This is a genomic window from Variovorax paradoxus, from assembly GCF_902712855.1.
Lineage (GTDB): Bacteria > Pseudomonadota > Gammaproteobacteria > Burkholderiales > Burkholderiaceae_C > Variovorax > Variovorax paradoxus_Q.
Window position 1 is genome coordinate 2,216,190 of the sequence record NZ_LR743507.1, and the last position, 18,114, is coordinate 2,234,303.

The 18,114-nt window shown below is 69.6% G+C and carries 17 protein-coding genes; 10 read left to right on the forward strand and 7 right to left on the reverse strand.

Annotated features, from left to right (window positions below; translation table 11 throughout):
* Nucleotides 1-35: 35 nt before the first annotated feature.
* Nucleotides 36-1,433, reverse strand: a complete 1,398-nt coding sequence (argH, locus tag AACL56_RS09925; RefSeq protein WP_339089678.1) for an argininosuccinate lyase — start codon at nucleotides 1,431-1,433, stop codon at nucleotides 36-38.
* Between the two features lie 56 nt (nucleotides 1,434-1,489).
* Between argH and AACL56_RS09930 the strand changes: the two genes are divergently transcribed.
* Genes AACL56_RS09930 through AACL56_RS09940 form a run of 3 tightly spaced genes read left to right on the forward strand, consistent with a single transcriptional unit; the run spans nucleotide 1,490 to nucleotide 4,637 of the window.
* Nucleotides 1,490-2,581, forward strand: coding sequence for a sensor histidine kinase (locus AACL56_RS09930; protein ID WP_425337056.1), 1,092 nt, complete (start codon nucleotides 1,490-1,492; stop codon nucleotides 2,579-2,581).
* A complete protein-coding gene (locus AACL56_RS09935) occupies nucleotides 2,578-3,345 on the forward strand; it encodes a LytR/AlgR family response regulator transcription factor (protein ID WP_339089679.1) in 768 nt (255 codons plus the stop codon). Before AACL56_RS09930 ends, AACL56_RS09935 begins: the two co-directional genes overlap by 4 nt.
* The gene (locus AACL56_RS09940) at nucleotides 3,342-4,637 is read left to right on the forward strand and encodes an AI-2E family transporter (protein ID WP_339089680.1); all 1,296 of its coding nucleotides are present in this window, start codon (nucleotides 3,342-3,344) and stop codon (nucleotides 4,635-4,637) included. Before AACL56_RS09935 ends, AACL56_RS09940 begins: the two co-directional genes overlap by 4 nt.
* A gap of 45 nt (nucleotides 4,638-4,682) precedes the next feature.
* On the opposite strand, the gene AACL56_RS09945 is transcribed toward AACL56_RS09940, so the two are convergent.
* Complete coding sequence (locus AACL56_RS09945; protein WP_339089681.1) at nucleotides 4,683-5,147, reverse strand: winged helix-turn-helix transcriptional regulator; 465 nt, start codon at nucleotides 5,145-5,147, stop codon at nucleotides 4,683-4,685.
* A 113-nt stretch (nucleotides 5,148-5,260) separates the two neighbouring features.
* Between AACL56_RS09945 and AACL56_RS09950 the strand changes: the two genes are divergently transcribed.
* Both AACL56_RS09950 and AACL56_RS09955 read left to right on the forward strand, forming a co-directional pair.
* Nucleotides 5,261-6,202: a nitrilase family protein gene (locus AACL56_RS09950; RefSeq protein WP_339089682.1), complete on the forward strand. Its 942-nt coding sequence runs from the start codon at nucleotides 5,261-5,263 to the stop codon at nucleotides 6,200-6,202.
* Nucleotides 6,203-6,223: 21 nt separating this feature from the next.
* Nucleotides 6,224-6,616 (forward strand): tautomerase family protein, encoded by a 393-nt coding sequence (locus AACL56_RS09955; protein WP_339089683.1) that lies wholly within the window; start codon nucleotides 6,224-6,226, stop codon nucleotides 6,614-6,616.
* A 91-nt stretch (nucleotides 6,617-6,707) separates the two neighbouring features.
* On the opposite strand, the gene AACL56_RS09960 is transcribed toward AACL56_RS09955, so the two are convergent.
* On the reverse strand, nucleotides 6,708-7,241 hold the full coding sequence (locus AACL56_RS09960) for a GNAT family N-acetyltransferase (RefSeq protein ID WP_339089684.1): 534 nt from the start codon (nucleotides 7,239-7,241) through the stop codon (nucleotides 6,708-6,710).
* Between the two features lie 49 nt (nucleotides 7,242-7,290).
* On the opposite strand from AACL56_RS09960, the gene AACL56_RS09965 reads away from it, so the two are divergent.
* Entirely contained in the window at nucleotides 7,291-8,223 is a 933-nt protein-coding gene (locus tag AACL56_RS09965) for a LysR family transcriptional regulator (protein WP_339089685.1), read from the forward strand.
* Nucleotides 8,224-8,244: 21 nt separating this feature from the next.
* Here AACL56_RS09965 and AACL56_RS09970 read toward each other — a convergent pair whose 3' ends face one another.
* The 4 genes from AACL56_RS09970 to ppc all read right to left on the reverse strand — a co-directional run bounded on the left by AACL56_RS09970 (nucleotide 8,245) and on the right by ppc (nucleotide 13,559).
* The gene (locus AACL56_RS09970; RefSeq protein WP_339089686.1) at nucleotides 8,245-9,492 is read right to left on the reverse strand and encodes an MFS transporter; all 1,248 of its coding nucleotides are present in this window, start codon (nucleotides 9,490-9,492) and stop codon (nucleotides 8,245-8,247) included.
* A 198-nt stretch (nucleotides 9,493-9,690) separates the two neighbouring features.
* A complete protein-coding gene (locus tag AACL56_RS09975; RefSeq protein WP_339089687.1) occupies nucleotides 9,691-10,221 on the reverse strand; it encodes a hypothetical protein in 531 nt (176 codons plus the stop codon).
* Nucleotides 10,218-10,619: a GFA family protein gene (locus AACL56_RS09980; RefSeq protein WP_339089688.1), complete on the reverse strand. Its 402-nt coding sequence runs from the start codon at nucleotides 10,617-10,619 to the stop codon at nucleotides 10,218-10,220. Before AACL56_RS09980 ends, AACL56_RS09975 begins: the two co-directional genes overlap by 4 nt.
* A gap of 96 nt (nucleotides 10,620-10,715) precedes the next feature.
* Complete coding sequence (gene ppc / locus AACL56_RS09985) at nucleotides 10,716-13,559, reverse strand: phosphoenolpyruvate carboxylase (RefSeq protein ID WP_339089689.1); 2,844 nt, start codon at nucleotides 13,557-13,559, stop codon at nucleotides 10,716-10,718.
* Nucleotides 13,560-13,641: 82 nt separating this feature from the next.
* Between ppc and hemC the strand changes: the two genes are divergently transcribed.
* Genes hemC through AACL56_RS10005 form a run of 4 tightly spaced genes read left to right on the forward strand, consistent with a single transcriptional unit; the run spans nucleotide 13,642 to nucleotide 17,808 of the window.
* Nucleotides 13,642-14,637, forward strand: a complete 996-nt coding sequence (hemC, locus tag AACL56_RS09990) for a hydroxymethylbilane synthase (protein WP_339089690.1) — start codon at nucleotides 13,642-13,644, stop codon at nucleotides 14,635-14,637.
* Between the two features lie 16 nt (nucleotides 14,638-14,653).
* A complete protein-coding gene (locus AACL56_RS09995; RefSeq protein ID WP_339089691.1) occupies nucleotides 14,654-15,427 on the forward strand; it encodes a uroporphyrinogen-III synthase in 774 nt (257 codons plus the stop codon).
* On the forward strand, nucleotides 15,424-16,518 hold the full coding sequence (locus AACL56_RS10000; protein WP_339089692.1) for a uroporphyrinogen-III C-methyltransferase: 1,095 nt from the start codon (nucleotides 15,424-15,426) through the stop codon (nucleotides 16,516-16,518). The genes AACL56_RS09995 and AACL56_RS10000 overlap by 4 nt, the downstream gene beginning before the upstream one ends.
* A gap of 6 nt (nucleotides 16,519-16,524) precedes the next feature.
* A complete protein-coding gene (locus tag AACL56_RS10005) occupies nucleotides 16,525-17,808 on the forward strand; it encodes a heme biosynthesis protein HemY (protein WP_339089693.1) in 1,284 nt (427 codons plus the stop codon).
* Nucleotides 17,809-18,114 lie beyond the last annotated feature (306 nt).

Genomic DNA, 18,114 nt, shown 5'->3' on the forward strand with positions numbered 1-18,114 from the left:
AGCGCAGCGGGCAAAAAGCCGGGGGCCCGGCATTCCTAGCCCAGGCGCGCGCGGTGGCGCGCGACCTGCGCCTTCACCTGCGCCGGGGCCGTGCCGCCCAGGATGTTGCGCGCATTCAGCGAGCCGCGCAGGCTCAGCACGTCGTACACGTCCTTCTCGATGCTCGGGTTGAACTGCTGCAGAACGGCCAGCGGCAGTTCCGCCAGGTCGACCTTGTGCGAGGTGGCGGCCTTCACGGCATGGGCCACGGTCTCGTGCGCGTCGCGGAAGGGCAGGCCCTTCTTCACCAGGTAGTCGGCCAGGTCGGTGGCGGTGGCGTAGCCGCGCAGCGCGGCGGCTTCCATGGCCTCGGGCTTCACCGTGATGCCGCCGATCATCTCGGCAAAGATGCGCAGGGTGTCCTTGAGCGTGTCGACGGTGTCGAACAGCGGCTCCTTGTCTTCCTGGTTGTCCTTGTTGTAGGCCAGCGGCTGGCCCTTCATGAGGGTGATGAGCGCCATCAGGTGGCCGACCACGCGGCCGGTCTTGCCGCGGGCCAGCTCGGGCACGTCGGGGTTCTTCTTCTGCGGCATGATCGACGAGCCGGTGGTGAACCGGTCGGCGATGTTGATGAAGCCGAAGTTCTGGCTCATCCACAGGATGAGTTCCTCGCTCATGCGGCTCACGTGCACCATGCACAGGCTGGCCGCGGCGGTGAATTCGATCGCGAAGTCGCGGTCGCTCACCGCGTCCAGGCTGTTCTGGCACACGCCGTCCATCTGCAGCGTCTTCGCGACCAGCTCGCGGTCGAGCGGGTAGCTGGTGCCGGCGAGTGCGGCGGCGCCCAGCGGCAGGCGGTTGACGCGGCGGCGCACCTCGCCCATGCGCTCGGCGTCGCGGCTGAACATTTCCACGTAGGCCAGCATGTGGTGGCCGAAGCTCACCGGCTGCGCCACCTGCAGGTGAGTGAAGCCCGGCAGGATCACGTCGACGTTCTTCTCGGCGATGTCCACCAGCGCCTTCTGCAGCTCGACCAGCAGGTCGCCGATGAGGTCGATCTCGCCGCGCAGCCACAGGCGCACGTCGGTGGCGACCTGGTCGTTGCGGCTGCGGCCGGTGTGCAGGCGCTTGCCGGCGTCGCCGACCAGCTGGGTCAGGCGGGCCTCGATGTTGAGGTGCACGTCTTCCAGGTCGAGCTTCCACTCGAAGGCGCCGGATTCGATCTCGGCGCGGATCTGTGCCATCCCGCGTTCGATCGCGGCGTGGTCCTGCACGCCGATGATGCCCTGCGCGGCGAGCATGCCGGCATGCGCCAGGGAGCCCTGGATGTCGGCCTGCCACAGGCGCTTGTCGAAGAAGACGCTGGAGGTGTAGCGCTTCACGAGGTCGCTCATCGGTTCGGAGAACAGGGCCGACCAGGCTTCGGATTTCTTGTCGAGTTGGTTTTGGGTCATGGGAGCCGTCCAGGAGGCAATAATGGGTTGGTCACCCGATGGATCAGATGTCTGCGATGCGCAACCCGGCGATTTTATCGGCCAGCTCCACCCCCACGTCCCCGTCTTCTCCGGAAAGGCCGGAACGGGCGCGCGTGCCCCTGCGCGGCAGTCCCTCGATCTTCGATGCCTGCCAGATCGGCGTGGTGCTGCGCACCGTGGTCTTCGTGGAAGTGGTGGTGGCGATCGCCACGCTCTTCGTGGTCTCCACGCCCGGCGAATGGCTGGTGCAGGCGGCGACGGTCACCGGTGCCGCGCTGCCCGCCACGCTGCTGTGGCTGGTGGCCGCCTGCGGGCTCAAGAAACCGCTGCGGCGTCTGCCGAAACACTGGCAGTACGCGGCCGGTGCGGTGCTGGGTGCCCTGTCTGCGCTCTACGGCTGCGGCCTGCTGCGCATGACGGGCGTGCTCACCAATGCGCCATGGCTGGCCAGTGCACTGGCCGGCGCCCTGTTCGCGGGGCTGGTGATGGCCGCAATGGTGTTGCGTGCCCGCGGCCAGACGCCGGCCGCGACCACCGCGCGGCTGGAGGAACTGCAGTCGCGCATCCGCCCGCACTTCCTCTTCAACACGCTCAACAGCGCCATTGCGCTGGTGCGCGAGGAGCCCGCCAAGGCCGAGACCATGCTGGAAGACCTGGCCGAGCTGTTCCGCCAGGCGCTGGCCGACCCCGGCGAATCGGGCACGCTGGCCGACGAGATCGCGCTCGCCGAGCGTTACCTTGCCATCGAGCAGGTGCGCTTCGGCGATCGGCTGCGCATCCGCTGGGACCTGGACGTCGCCGCCAGCAAGGCGCGGCTGCCGCCGCTTCTGCTGCAGCCGCTGGTGGAGAACGCGATCAAGCACGGCGTCGAGCCCAGCCCCGAGGGCGCCAAGCTGCGCATCCGGACCGAGCGGCGCGGCAGCATGGTGGTGATCGAGGTGGTCAACAGCCTGCCGCCGCTGCGCTGGGCCGACGAGCCGCTGCCGCGCGGCCACGGCATCGCGCTGGCGAACGTGCGCGACCGGCTGCGGCTGCTGCACGACATGCAGATGCAGTTCAGCGCCGGCATGGACCAGAAGAACTACCGCGTGCGCATCGCCATTCCCGCAGACTCCGCCGAACCATGACCCTCAAGACCCTCATCGTCGACGACGAATCGCTCGCCCGCTCGCGCCTGCGGACCCTGCTGCGCGACTGCGCCTCGCCCGCCGCCGAGGTGGTGGCCGAGGCCTCGCAGGGCGCCGAGGCGCTGCAGCAGCTGGCCACGATGGCGCTCGACCTGGTGCTTCTCGACGTGCACATGCCCGGCGTCGACGGCATCGAGGTCGCGCGCGAATTGCGCAGCCGCGCCGACGCGCCGGCGGTGGTGTTCGTGACGGCGCATGCCACGCACGCGGTGACTGCCTTCGAGCTCGATGCGGTCGACTACCTCACGAAGCCGGTGCGTGCCGAACGCCTGCAGCAGGCGCTGCTGAAGGCCGAGCGCTTCCTGAAGGAGCGCCGCGCACTGCAGGCCCCCGCCGCGGCACCGGCCCTGCCGACACCGCCGGAAAGCGTGCTGATCCAGGACCGCGGCCGCGCCGAACGCGTGCCGCTGTCCGAAGTGCTCTACCTCAAGTCCGAGTACAAGTACCTCACCGTGCGCACCGCCACGCGCAGCCACATCCTGGACGGTTCTCTCAACGAGTTCGAGGAGCGCTATCCGAACCGTTTCCTGCGGGTGCACCGCAATGCGCTGGTGGCGCGCGCCGCCATCCGCGCGCTCGAGAAATACGACGATGGCGAGGACGCCGAGGGCTGGGCGCTGCGGCTCGACGCCGTTCCCGAGCCCGTGGCCGTGTCGCGCCGGCAGCTTGCCGCCGTGCGCGAAGTGCTGAAGGAGACGCGATGAACAACGACCGCCCCGCATCGCCCGGCAAGCCCTCCGCTTCCGGTGCCGTGGACAACCCGGACGCGCCCCCGCAGCCTGCGCCCGAGCCTCCGGCCGCCGTGGCTGCGCAGGCCGCGGACCCCGGGCCCGTGTCCGGGCCGACTGCCGACCCGGCCGTGTCCGAACCCGCGCGCGAACGCGAACGCAAGCGCCTGCTGCTGCACATGCCGGTCGATGTGCGCAGCGCCTCGCTGGTCGTGCTCGCCGTGCTGGCCAGCGTGTTCGCGCTGCAGTGGGGGCAGGCGGTGTTCATTCCGCTCATGCTGAGCCTGCTGCTGACCTACGCGCTGTCGCCGCTTGTCGAGTTGCTGCATCGCTGGCGCATGCCGCGCTGGATCGGCGCCGGGCTGATCCTCATGGGCCTTTTCGGCGGCATCGGCTGGACCGGCTACTCGCTCTCGGGCAATGCCTCGCAGCTGCTCGATTCGCTGCCCGTCGCCGCGCAGAAGCTCGGGCAGGCGATGCGCCGCGACAAGGGTGCCAGCGCCACGCCGCTCGAAAGCGTCCAGGCCGCTGCCGCGCAGCTCGAGAAGGCCGCGGAAGAAAACTCCGCCCGCGTGGCCTCGCGCCGCGGGGTGGCGCGCGTCATCATCGAACGGCCCGGCTTCAACGTGCGCGACTATCTCCTGAGCGGCACCGTCGGACTGCTGAGCGCCATGGGGCAGCTCACGCTCGTGGCCTTCCTCACGTACTTCGCGCTGTGCTCGGGGGACACCTTCCGCCGCAAGCTCATCAAGATCACCGGCTCGAGCCTGCAGAAGAAGAAGGTCACCGTGCACGTGCTCGACGACATCACGCGCAACATTGAGCGCTACCTGCTGGTGCAGATACTGGTGAGCGCGATCGTCGGCGTGGCGACGGGCGTCGCCTTCTGGGCCCTCGGCGTCGAGAACGCGGCCGTATGGGGGATCATCGCGGCCGTGACCAACCTCATCCCGTACATCGGCTCGGTGATCGTGCTGGCGGCCGCGGGGCTGGTGGCGTTCCTGCAGTTCAACAGCCTGCAGATGGGCATCGTGGTGGGCGGCGTGTCGCTGGCCATCCACACGGTCATCGGCAACCTGCTGATGCCCTGGCTCACCAGCCGCACCAGCCGCATGAACCCGGTGGCGGTCTTCGTGGGCGTGATCTTCTGGGGCTGGCTGTGGGGCATCTGGGGGCTGTTGCTCGGCATTCCGATCACGATGGTGATCAAGTCGATCTGCGACCGGGTGGAAGACCTGCAACCGATCGGCGAGCTGCTGGGCGAGTAGCCCTGCCGCGCGCGGGCCGCGCCCTCGACGCATCGGCCAGCCGGTTCAGCCGGCGCCGGCCGTCACCGGCAGCTTCTTGACGAAAGTGTTCTCCGGCTCGAGCGGCTGCCCGTCGCGGGCGAGCAGCGCGATCTTCGGCACCGGCTTGCCGCTGTCGCGCTCGAGCAGCGTCGAGTGCGGCTCGCCCTTGGCGAACAGGTGCGCTTCGCCCCATTGGCGCAGCCCGACCACCACCGGGAACAGGCCCTTGCCCTTGGGCGTGAGCACGTATTCCTGGTAGAGCGATCCGTCGGACGCCGGCGCCAGGTCGAGCACGCCTTCCTGCACCAGGTACTTCAGCCGGTCCGACAGGATGTTCTTTGCCACGCCCAGGCTCTGTTGGAACTCGCCGAAGCGCTTCATGCCGTCGAACGCGTCGCGCACGATGAGCAGCGACCACTGGTCACCGACGATTTCGAGCGAGCGCGCCATCGGGCATGCGTCGTTCCTGAGGCTTTTTCTCTGGGCCATGGCTTTTCCTTCGGTGGGCGAGTGTAGTCCGCCGCAGCCCTATCGGTTGCAAAGTAAAACCATGAGGACTAGGATCGGAATGGTTTTATTCTGAAACCAAAAGATCCATATTTATGAATTCATCCGTTCCCTCCGCCGTCGCTGTTGCCACCAGCGCGGACGCCACGCCGGGCCTGCGCGCCAGCCCAGTGCGCGTCGCCGTCGTGCAGTTCGATCCGCAGGTCGGCATCGAGAACCTCGAGCGCAATGCGCAGGCCGTGCACGAACGCCTGATGGCCGCCGTCGGGAACCAGGCCCGGCTCATCGTGCTGCCCGAGCTCGCCACCACCGGCTACTGCTTCAGCGGCCGCGAGGAGGCCTATGCGCATTCGCAACCCGTGCCGGGCGGAGCGACGGTGCAAGGCTGGATCTCATTCGCCGCGCAACACGACGTCTACATCGTCGGCTGCCTCGTCGAGCAGGACGGCATGAAGCTGTTCGACACGGCGGTGCTCGTCGGCCCCGACGGCTACATCGGCCGCTATCGCAAGACGCACCTGTGGAACAACGAGAAGCTCTGGTTCACGCCGGGCGACGAGGGCTACCCGGTGTTCGAGACGAAGATCGGCCGCATCGGCCTGCTGGTGTGTTGGGACATCTGGTTCCCGGAGACGACGCGCATCCTCGCGCAGCTCGGCGCCGACATCGTCTGCCTGCCCACCGCGTGGGTCTGGACCCCGCCGCCGCTGTACGACGCCAGCGGCACCTGCATGGCCGCGTACCTGACGATCACGGCCGCGCATTCGAACAACCTCTTCATCGCCGCGGCCGACCGCGTCGGCCAGGAGCGCGGCGCGGGCTTCATGGGCAACTCGCTCATCGCGGGCACCAACGGTTGGCCCGTCGGGCGCATCGCCGGGCCCGAGGAAGACACCATCCTCTACGCCGACGTCGACCTGGGCGCCGCGCGCAGCGCGCCCATCTGGAACCGGTTCAACGACCTGCACCGCGACCGCCGCACCGACCTGTACGACCCGCTGCTGGGGTATCGCGGTGCGCAGGCGTTGCCTCGCTGACGCAAGGCGCAGAATTTCCGCATGCCCTACCTCCAACTCGACGTGAACGGCCGCCACGCAGCGGCCGACAAGAAGCGCCTTGCGAAGCAGCTCAGTGAGACCTACGCCCGCCTGATGAGCGTCGACATGCGCCGCATCAGCATCGCCATCCGCGAGGTGGGGGAGGGCGGCGTGTGGCGCATGGTCGACGGCGAACCGGTCGAGGTGTCGGTGCTGATGTGCGACATCCGGCGCGGACGCTCGGCCGAACTGCGGCTCGAGGTGGCGAAGGCGCTGTGCCGTGACTGCATCGACATCCTGGGGCTGCGCGAAGACCGGCTCAACGTCGAGTTCACGCAGCACTCGGGCGACGAGATGTACCACCCGACGCTGGGCGGCTACAGCCCCGAGTGGTCGGAAGGCGAGGACCAGTGATTCGATGAGCGGCAGCGCCGGGTTCCACCCGGCGCCGCACCCGAGGCAGCGGCGCGCGCGGGCGCGGCCCGGGCACCCGGCATCGCCAGGCTCAGCGCAACGCGCGCTGCATGAGCACGGTATCGACCCAGCGGCCGAACTTGAAGCCCACGTCGCGCAGCACGCCGACGCGCTCGAAGCCCAGGCTTTCGTGCAGCCGCTGCGAACCGGTGTTGGCGCTGTTGCCGACCACGGCCACCATCTGCGTGAAGCCGCCTTCGGTGCAGCGGCGGATCACTTCGCGCAGCAGCGCCTTGCCGATGCCGTGGCCGTGCATGCCTTGCGCGACGTAGATCGAGTCTTCCACCGTGTGCCGGTAGGCCGAGCGCGCACGGTAGGCCGTGGCGTAGGCGTAGCCGGCCACCTCGCCGTCCTTCAATGCGACCAGATAGGGAAGGGCGCGCGCGAGAACGTCCGCGCGGCGCGCCTGCATCTGCTCGACGGTGGGCACCTGCTCCTCGAACGAGCAGAGGTCGTGCAGCACGTAGTGGCTGTAGATGGCCTGCACGGCGGCCATGTGGAGGGGCTCGGCGTCGAGGATCTCGACGGCGGCAACGGCGGGGGAAGCGGACGATGACGGCGACATGGCATCGATGTTGACGAGCTCTCATCGATAAGTGAAGCTTCGCCGACCTATGCGGTGCATAAGGAATACTTTGGAAAAGACACTCAACCTCGACCAGCTCAGGTCCTTCGGCCTGGTGATCGAAACCGGCAGCTTCTCGGCAGCGGCCGAGCGCCTGGGCGTGTCGCAGCCGGCGGTGAGCCTGCAGATCCGCCAGCTCGAACGCCGGCTCGCGGTGCGGCTCATCGAGCGCGTGGGAAAGCGGGCCCGGGCCACGCCCGCGGGCATGGAGCTGCTGCGCCACGTGCCGCACATCGACACCGCGGTCGAGAACGCGATCGATGCGCTGGCCGACCACGCGAGCGGCGTCGCAGGCCGCGTGCGGCTCGGCACCGGTGCCACCGCATGCCTTCATTTCCTGCCGGGCGTATTGCGAACGCTGCGCGAGCAGTTCCCGGGACTCGGCGTGATCGTGAGCACCGGCAACACCGAAGACCAGGCACGCAAGGTGGAGGAAAACAGCCTCGACCTCGCGCTGGTCACGCTGCCGGCCGCGGGCCGTTCGCTCGCCGCGACGCCGGTGCTCGAGGACGAGTTCGTCGCCATCGCGCCCGTGGACGCGAAAGGACTCGCACCGTTGAGGGCGAAGCTCACGCCGGCCGACCTGGGTGCGCTTCCGCTGGTGCTGTTCGAGCCCGCGGCCAACACGCGCAAGCTGGTCGACCGGTGGTTTGCCGCGGCGGGCCTGCAGCCCCAGGCGGTGATGGAACTGGGCAGCGTCGAGGCAATGAAGGAGATGGTGGCCGCGGGGCTGGGCTACGGCATCGTGCCCGGCATGTCGATGACGGGCCGCGGCGCCCACCCCGGGCTGAGGGTGCACCGGCTGAGCCCGCGCATGCATCGCACGCTGGCCGTCGTGGTGCGGCGCGACAAGCCCGTCAGCAAGGCCCTGCGCGTGGTGCTCGATGCGATCGTGGCGGCCGGCAGGCGCGGCCGCCGATAGAAAAACGGTCTTGCTGTGCCGTCACTCCGGGATCGCCGCCATCGGTGCGGTGCCCCGCGAGCGGCCCAGCGTGCCGACGATCAGCGCGGCGATCAGCACCAGCACACCGCTGAGCACCATCGCACTGGAGATGCCGAAGCTGTCGACCGTCACGCCGCCGATCAGCGCACCCGAGGCGATGGCCACCTGGAAGCCGCTGACCAGCAGCGCCTGCCCGGCTTCGGGCGCATCGGGCACGGCTTCCATCATCCAGCCGGTGAGCGCCACCGGGATCAGGCCGAAGGCCACGCCCCAGATCACGACCACCAGCGCGCCCGGCACGAAGCCGGTGCCGATCAGCGTGGACAGCAGCAGTGCCGTGGCCAGCATCAGCGCCGCCAGCAGGGTGGTGCCGCGCACACTGCGCGCCACCAGGCTGCCACCGAGGAAAGTGCCGACGAAGCCCACGGCGCCATAGACCAGCAGCAAGGTCGAGACCGCGTTCGGCGCCAGGCCGAAGACCTGCTGCAGCAGCGGCTTCAGGTAGGTGTAGGCCGCGAAGTGGCCGGCTATGAAGAACAGCACCGCGAGCAGGCCGACCTGCGCCATGCGGCGCGTGAGCGGCGTCAGCAGGTCGCGCGCGCCGATGGCCCGTGCCGGCGGCATCGCCGGCAGCAGCCAGAGCTGCACGAGCAGCACGATGGCCGCGAGCGCACCGGTGACGGCGAACGATGCGCGCCAGCCGAACAGCGTGCCGAGGAACGAGCCGGCCGGCACGCCGAGCACGGTGGCGGCCGACACGCCGGCCAGCACGATCGACATGGCACGCGCCTGCGAGGCATGCGGCACCAGTTGCGTGGCTGCGGCGGGCGCGAAGGTCCAGAAGCCGCCGACGCAAAGGCCGAGCAGCAGGCGCGCCACCAGCATGGTGGCGAAGTTGGGCGCGAAGGCGGCGAGCAGGTTCGACGCGATGAGCAGCGTGGTGAGCGCGATCAGCACGGTGCGGCGGTCGAGCTTGCCCGAGGCCACGATCAGTGCCGGGCCGGCGAAGGCGGCCAGCACGCCGGGCATCGTGACCATCAGGCCGGCGGTGCCGTCGGACACGTTGAGGCCGCGCGCGATATCGGTGAGCAGCCCGATGGGCATGAACTCGGTCGATACCATCGCGAAGGTGCCGACGGCGATCGAGCTCACGGCGAGCCAGGCGGAGCGTGAGGCAGGCACGTGCGCTGCCGGCGCGATGCCGCCGACCTCGTCGATGCACGGATTGCTGCTGGGTGAATTCATCATGGGAAGCGGTCCTGAAGCGCATCGGCGGTGCACGCACGCCGATGCCGGTGAAAGGGCATTGGAGTGTGCGAGCCGCAGCCTTCGCGACCAAGGGCCTGCGCGGCAGTTGTCAGTTTCCCTGGGGTGAACAATCGCCCCTTTTTGCCGCCTGGACCGCCGGTTTGCCGGCGATCGCGATCCGCCGGGCGGCGATGGCCCTCAGAGCACGCGGCCGTCGGCGACGAAGGAATCGCCGACCAGCACGCGGAAGGCGGTGCCTTGCGGGAGGCGCGGCTGCGCCAGCGCCGGCGAGAGGTATTCGATGTCGAGCACAGCCGGCTTGCCGCGCTCCAGCGACTCGCCCGGCGGAACGATCCAGCGCGCCGAAAAGCCTTCCTTGTCGAGCACCAGCGCGCAGCGGTACTCGCCCGGTGCGATCGGTACGTCCTGCGAGGGCAGCGCCGGCTTGCGGAAGACGAGTTCGACACGCGCATGCGGCGCGAACGCACCGGCCGTGTCGAAGCCCGGCGGTGCCGCGGCCGGCGAACGCGGCGCGCGGCGCGGCCGCTTGCCGATGAGCCACGCGATCACGTTGCCGATGATCGGCACCCACAGCACCATCAGCAGCGTCGCGATGTCGCGCGTGGTGGTACCGGGCGTCGCGTAGTGCCGCACGATGGCGCCGCCGACGGCCACGCACAGCAGCACGGCGACGATCACCTTGCGGCGGAACTGGATCTTGCTGCTCATGCCTTGGGCGGCATCGCTTCGGCGAACGACGGGATGGGGCCGGCGTGGGCCAGCCACGGCGCCTCGAGCGACGTCCAGATGTGCGCGCTCGGTCGGCTGCCCGGGTCGTCGTCGAGCGAGGCCACGCGCAGGATCACCTGCGGCTGCGCGACCCACTCCGCCACCAGGTGGGTGCCGCAGCGCGTGCAGAAGTGGCGCAGCTTGCCGGGCGTCGACTCGAAGGAGCCGAGGGCTTCCTCGCCGGCCGTCCAGCGGAAGTCGGCGCGGTCGGCGCGCGCGGTGGTGGTGAAGGCCGCGCTGTGCGCCTTGCGGCAGGTCGTGCAATGGCAGTGGACGATCGGGCCCGCGAGGCGGGCGGCTTCGTACCGGACGGTGCCGCAGAGGCAGGAGCCTTTCATGGCGTTCTCTTTCGGTGGGTGGGGCTGCGAGTCTATGCGCGCCGCGAACGACGACGGGCCCCGAAGGGCCCGTTGCGGTTTCCGGGCGCGGTGGCGTCAGCCCGTGTTGCGCAGCCCGGCCGCCACGCCGTTGATCGAGATGTGGATGCCGCGCTGCAGCCGCTCGCCGCCGTCGCCTGCGCGGTAGCGGCGCATCAGCTCGACCTGCAGGTGGTGCAGCGGATCGATGTAAGGAAAGCGGTGGCGCACCGAGCGCTGCATCTCGGCGTTGCCCTCGAGCCGCTGCTTCGCGCCCGTGATGAGCGTGAGCGCGTCGGACGTGCGGTGCCATTCGGCATCGATCATCGAGAACACCTTCTGGCGCAGCTTGCGGTCGGTGACCAGTTCGGCATAGCGCGAGGCCAGCGCGAGATCGCTCTTGGCCAGCACCATGTCCATGTTCGACAGCAGCGTGCGGAAGAACGGCCACTGCTCGTACATGCGCTGCAGCAGCGCGACGCGTTCCTTCTTGCCTGCCGCGGTGCCGGCCGCGGCCAGGAACTGCTCCACGCCCGAACCGAAGCCGAACCAGCCCGGGATGGTGAGGCGGCATTGGCCCCAGCTGAAGCTCCACGGAACCGCACGCAGGTCGTCGATCTTGTGGCTCGGGTTGCGCGACGCGGGGCGCGAGCCGATGTTGAGCTCGGCGATCTCGCGGATCGGCGTGGAGCCGAAGAAGTAGTCGCCGAAGCCCGGGGTCTCGTACACCAGCTTGCGGTACGCGGCCATGCTGGCGGCCGACAGTTCTCCCGCGGCGGAAAGGAAGGTGGCCGGCGCCAGCTTGCCCTGCGGCAGCAGCGTGGCTTCGAGCGTGGCGGCCACCAGCGTCTCGAGGTTGCGCCGGCCGATCTCGCGGTTGGCGTACTTGGAGCCGATGACTTCGCCCTGCTCGGTCAGGCGGATCTGGCCGCGCACCGTGCCCGGCGGCTGCGCCAGGATGGCCTGGTAGCTCGGGCCGCCGCCGCGCCCCACCGTGCCGCCGCGGCCGTGGAACATGCGCAGGCGAATGGGGTTGGCCTTCTTCTTGTTCAGCTCGTCGAACAGCGACACCAGCGCGATGCCCGCGCGGTACAGCTCCCAGTTGCTGGTGAAGATGCCGCCGTCCTTGTTGCTGTCGCTGTAGCCCAGCATCACGTCCTGCTCGGCGCCCGAGCGCTCGATGAGCGCCTGGATGTTCGGCAGCGCGTAGAAGGCGCGCACGATGGGCGCGGCGTTGCGCAGGTCCTCGATGGTCTCGAACAGCGGCACCACGATCAGGTCGCACACCGCGTTGGTGGCCATTGCGCCGCGCAGCAGGCCCACTTCCTTCTGCAGCAGCAGCGCCTCGAGCAGGTCGCTCACCGTTTCGGTGTGGCTGATGATGTAGTGGCGGATGGCCGCCGCGCCGTAGCGCGCACGCGCGGCACGCGCGGCGGTGAAGATGGCCAGCTCGCTGCGCGCGAGCGGCGAGTAGTCGGCGTCGGGCACGCGCAGCGGGCGGGCGTCGTCGAGCAGGCGCAGCAGCAGCGTCTGCTTGGCCTCTTCGGCGAGCGAGGCGTACGAAGGCTCGATGCGCGCGGTGGCCAGCAGCTCGGCAATCACCGCCTCGTGCTTGTCTGAGCTCTGCCGCAGGTCGACCGTCGCCAGGTGGAAGCCGAACACCTCGACTGCGCGGATCAGCGGCTTCAGTCGCGGCGCAGCGAGCACGCTGCCGTGCTTTTCCTCGAGCGATTCCTCGACGGTGCGAAGGTCGGCAAGGAACTCCTCGGCCGACCTGTACGGGTTCTGCGGCGCCACCGCATGGCGCGCGGCCTCGCCGCCGGTGAGTTCGTGCAGCGTGGCGGCCAGGCGCGAATACACGCCGGTGAGGGCGCGGCGGTAGGGCTCGTCCTTGCGGTGCTCGCTCATGTCGGGCGAACGCTCGGCCAGCGCCTGCATTTCCACGGACACGTCGACCAGCGTGGCAGAGAGCGACAGCTCGCCGCCGAGGTAGTGCACCTCGGTGAGGTAGTAGCGCAGCGCCAGCTCGCACTGCCGGCGCAGTGCGTACTCGAGCGTCTCGGCGGTGACGTTGGGGTTGCCGTCGCGGTCGCCGCCGATCCACTGGCCCATGCGCAGGAAGGGCGCGACAGACGGTGCGTGGCCGCCTTGCGCCAGCGCCTTCTCGAGGTCGGCGTACACGCGCGGGATCTCGCGCAGGAAGGTGGCCTCGTAGTAGCTCAGCGCGTTCTCGATCTCGTCGGCCACGGTGAGCTTGGAGAAGCGCAGCAGGCGCGTCTGCCAGATCTGCGTGACGCGGATGCGCATCTGCGTTTCGTTGTCGGCGAACTCGAGCGGCGTGAGCGCGTCCTTGGCTCCCGCATAGGCGCTCTGGCGCAGCTTGATCTCGTCGCGCGCGGTAAGCAGCTGCGCGATGGCACGCTCCGCGTCGAGGATGCTCTTGCGCTGCACTTCGGTCGGGTGCGCGGTGAGCACGGGCGACACATAGCTGTGGGCCAGCGAGGCAACGATCTCGTCGGGCTTCACGCCGGCCTTGCGGATGCGCGCCAGCGCGGTCTGCAGGTCGCCGTCGACGCTCTCGCCGGCGCGCTCGGTTTCCGTGCGGCGGCGGATCTGATGACGGTCTTCGGCCAGGTTGGCCAGGTGGCTGAAGTAGGTGAAGGCGCGGATGACGCGCACCGTTTCCGCCGCACTCAGGCCCTTGAGCAGGTTCTTCAGCGCGCGATCGGCGGCCTGGTCGGCATCGCGGCGGAACGCCACCGACAGCGTGCGGATCTTCTCGACCAGCGCGTAGGTCTCGTCGCCTTCCTGCTCCCGGATCACATCGCCAAGGATCCGGCCCAGCAGCCGGATGTCGTCGATCAGTGGCTGGTCTTCGGCCTGACGGCGCTTGGGTGGGGCAGGGGTCTTGCTGGCTTTCATTCGATGTTTGTCCTGGACTTCTTGAATGGAGGCGCCGTCGTTGCTGCGGCGCAACATGCTAGCATTCCGGCGGTTTCGCAACATGTACTTTTCGGGAACGGTCTTGAGCAACATCGTGATCGCCACGCGCGAAAGCCGGCTGGCCCTCTGGCAGGCCGAACACGTGCAGGCGCTTCTGCAAGAACGGGGCCACACGGTCAGCCTGCTGGGCCTCACGACCACCGGCGACCAGATCCTCGACCGGTCGCTCAGCAAGGTCGGCGGCAAGGGGCTCTTCGTGAAGGAGCTCGAACTCGCGCTCGAAGAAGGGCGCGCCGACATCGCGGTCCATTCGCTCAAGGACGTGCCGATGGACCTGCCCGAAGGCTTCGCGCTGGCCTGCGTGCTCGAGCGCGAAGATCCGCGCGACGCGCTGGTCTCCAACCGCCATGCCTCCATCGACGAACTGCCGCAGGGCGCGGTGGTCGGCACCTCCAGCCTTCGCCGCGTGGTGCTGCTGCGCGCGCTGCGGCCGGACCTGCGCATCGAACCGCTGCGCGGCAACCTCGACACCCGGCTGCGCAAGCTCGACGAAGGCCAGTACGACGCCATCGTGCTGGCCGCGGCGGGGCTCAAGCGGCTGGGGCTCGAAAGCCGCATCCGCGTGGCCTTCGACCCCGACACGATGCTGCCGGCCGCAGGCCAGGGCGCATTGGGCATCGAAGTGCGCGCGGACCGCACCGAACTCCTCGAGCTGCTGAAGTCGCTCGCCCACGAAGGCGACTGGCTCTCGACCAGCGCCGAGCGTGCCGTGAGCCGGGCGATGGGCGGCAGCTGCTCGATGCCGCTGGCGGCCCATGCACGCTGGCAGGCCGACGGCGCATTGCGCATCGATGCAGCCTGGGGCGACCCCGAAGGCAACGAGCCCCTGGTGAAGGTGCATGCGCTGGCGCCCGGCGCCGGCTTCGCCGAGGGCGACCCCGAAGGCAACGAGCCCCTGGTGAAGGTGCATGCGCTGGCGCCCGGCGCCGGCTTCGCCGAGGCCGACGCGCTCGGCCGGCGCGCCGCGGCGCTGCTGCGCGACGCCGGAGCGCGCTGACGCCCGTGGTCATCGCATGACCACCCGCCCCGTCATCGTCACGCGGCCGGCGCGCGAGGCCGCGCACTGGGTTGCCGACCTGCGCGCCGCCGGGCTCGATGCGGTGGCACTGCCGCTGATCGTGATCGAACCCGTGATCGACGCCGCGCCCTTGAAGAAAGCGTGGATGCAGCTCTCCGGCTACGCCGCCCTGATGTTCGTGAGTGCCACGGCGGTCGAACATTTCTTCGCCCATAAGGACGACGGCGTTTCATTGGCGGGCTGCCGTTTCTGGGCGACGGGCCCTGGCACCGGGCGTGCCCTGCATCGCGCGGGCATCCCCGACGGGTTGATCGATGCGCCGCCGCCCGAAGCCACCCGCTTCGATTCCGAGGCGCTGTGGGAACGCGTGCAGCCGCAGGTGTCGGCCGGCACGCGCGTGCTGATCGCGCGAGGCGGCGACGAAGCCGGTCACCCCGCGGGCCGCGACTGGCTTGCCCGGGAGATCGATGCCGCGGGCGGCTTGCGCGATACCGTGGTCGCGTACCGGCGCCTGGCGCCCTCGCTGGACGAGGCGCAGCGGCGTCTCGCCGCCGAAGGCGCCGCGGGCCGTGCGATCTGGCTCTTCAGCAGTTCGGAGGCCATCGGCAACCTGCAGCGTGCGATGCCCGGCACCAACTGGCATGCCGCGAGCGCCGTCGCCACCCACGCACGCATCGGCGAAGCCGCGCGGGCCGCGGGTTTCGGGGCGTTGTGTGTATGCACACCGCTGCGGGACGCACTGGTCGCGTCGATAGAATCGCTGGCATGAGCGCCGCGTCCCCGTCAGACGATTTTTCTTCTCCCCCTGCCGCCACGCCGCCGGTGCCCGCCACCCTGGCGCCGCACCAGACACCGGCGGCACAGGCCGCCGGCGCGCTGATCCTGTCGCGCCTCGCGTACGGCCTCGTGGCCCTCGTCGCACTCGCTGCATTGCTGATGGCGATTGCGCTGTGGCAGAAGGTCAGCGGCATGAAGGAGCAGTTGGCGCGCCAGAGCGCCGATGCCATTGCCCAGTCGATGGAAGCCCGTACGCTGGCTCGCCAGGCCAGCGACACGGTGCGCGATGCTTCGGCGCGGGTCGCGCTGGTCGAAACGCGCGTGGCCGAGGTCGCGCTGCAACGCTCGCAGCTCGAGGAACTCATTCAAAGCCTCTCGCGTTCGCGCGACGAGAACCTCGTGGTCGACATCGACTCGGCCGTGCGCCTGGCGCTGCAGCAGGCCCAGGTCACCGGCAGTGTGGAGCCGCTGCTGGCCGCACTCAAGGCCGGCGACCAGCGCATCGCACGGGCGGCGCAGCCGCGGCTTGCGCCCTTGCAGCGCGCCATGCAGCGCGACGCCGATCGCCTGCGCAGCAGCGCCAGCACCGACAACGCCGACGCATTGCAGAAGCTCGACGAACTGATGCGCGGCGTGGACGACCTTCCCACGCTCAATGCCGTCACGGTGCGCGGCACCGGCACCAACGGCTGGCAGGCCGAACCGATTCCTGCCGACGCGCCGTGGTGGCAGCGCGTGTTGCTGACAGTGCGCGGCGAACTGCGTTCGCTGCTGCGCGTGGGCCGCATCCAGAGTCCTGAGGCCATCCTGCTGGCGCCGGAGCAGTCGTACTTCCTGCGCGAGAACCTCAAGCTCAAGCTGCTCAACGCACGCCTGTCCCTGCTGTCGCGGCAGATGGAAGCCACGCGCATCGAACTTTCCCAGGTGACCGCCTCGCTCAATCGCTACTTCGACCCCGCTTCCCGCCGCACGCAGGCGGCCGCGACGCTGCTGCAGCAGCTGCAGTCGCAGCTGAAGACGACCGAGCCGGTGCGCATCGATGACACCCTTACCGCGCTCGCTACCGCGGCTGCAGGACGCTGACCGGGAATGCGCGCAGCAATCTGGCTCCTCGCACTGTTCGCCGTCGCCGCGGCCGTTGCACTTTTTGCAGGCAACAACCAGGGCACGATCACCGTGTTCTGGCCGCCTTGGCGCGTAGACCTGTCGCTCAACCTCGTGCTGGTGATCCTGCTGGTGGCCTTCGTGCTGCTGCATGCCGCTCTGCGCGCGTTGGCGGCGCTGTTCTCGCTGCCGAAGCAGGCGCGCCAATGGCGGCTGCAGCAGAAGGAGCGCACGCTGCACGCGTCGGTGCTCGACGCGATGGTGCAGCTCATCTCCGGCCGCTTTTCTCGTGCCCGCAAGGCCGCCTTGGCAGCGCTCACACAGGAAAAGACCCTGGCCGCGCTGGGTGCCAGCCTGCCGCAGGCGCAGCAGGTGCGCGTGCTGTCGCACCTGCTGGCCGCCGAAAGCGCGCAGGCCTTGCAGGACAAGCCTGCACGCGACGCCCATCTGCAGCAGGCTCTCAACGAAAGCGTCGACCGGGCCGTGCTCGCCAGCCCCGAGACCCGCGAAGGCGTGCAGTTGCGTGCCGCGCGCTGGGCCCTCGAGGACCGCGATGCCGCCGCCGCGCTGGCGAGGCTCGAAGAACTGCCGCAGGGCGCGCAGCGCCGCACGCTGGCCCTGCGCTTGCGCCTGAAGGCTGCCCGCCAGGACCGCCGCACGCTCGAAGCGCTCGAAACCGCACGGCTGCTGGCCAAGCACCGTGCCTTCTCCGAGGCTGCGGCACAAAGCATCGTGCGCGGCCTCGCAACGGAGCTGCTGTCCGGCGCGCACGACCCGGCACAGCTGCTGCGCGCCTGGACCGAACTTGACGCGAGCGAGCGCGAGATGCCCGAGGTGGCTATCCATGCTGCGCAACGCATGGTCGCGCTGCGTGGCGACCTGGCACTCGCACGCGGCTGGCTGCTGCCGGCCTGGGAGCGCATGGTGGCCAACCCGCGCGGCCTCGGTGACGGGCTGCGTGTGAAGCTCGCACGGGCTCTCGAGGCGGGGCTCGACTCGGTCGATGCCGATTGGCTCGCCCGCATCGAAAGCGCGCAGCGCAACAACCCTCGCGACCCCAACCTGCAGTACCTCGCGGGCATGGCCTGCATGAAGCGCCAGCTCTGGGGCAAGGCCCAGCAACTGCTGATGCAGGCCGGGCTGGGGCTGCAGGACACCGAGCTGTACCGCCGCGCCTGGCTGGCATTGGCCCAGCTCGCCGAAGACCGCAACGATGCCACCCAGGCCGCCGAAGCCTGGAAGCGCGCTGCGCAGGTCGAGCACGGCTGAGCTTCTTCGCTGGCAATGGGGCCGGTCGGCCGGCCTATAGGCTATACGGACCTTCTTGCATGACGTCCTCGACGCTGGCGGGTTGTCGCCGCCGTAGATCGATCGGCTGATGCCGGCTGGCGTCCGGAGGCCGACACACCCTGGACACGCAGTCGCGCCGAGCTCTGATCAGGGTGCCCTTGGCATCGATGCGGCAAGCCGGCTCAAATCCTGCGAAGCGCCAGCCGTGCTGGCTTGCAACACCATCAGGGCCCAGCGCGCCGCGGTGTTCGCCCAACGTGCCACGGCCGAAGAAGCCAGGTCTGC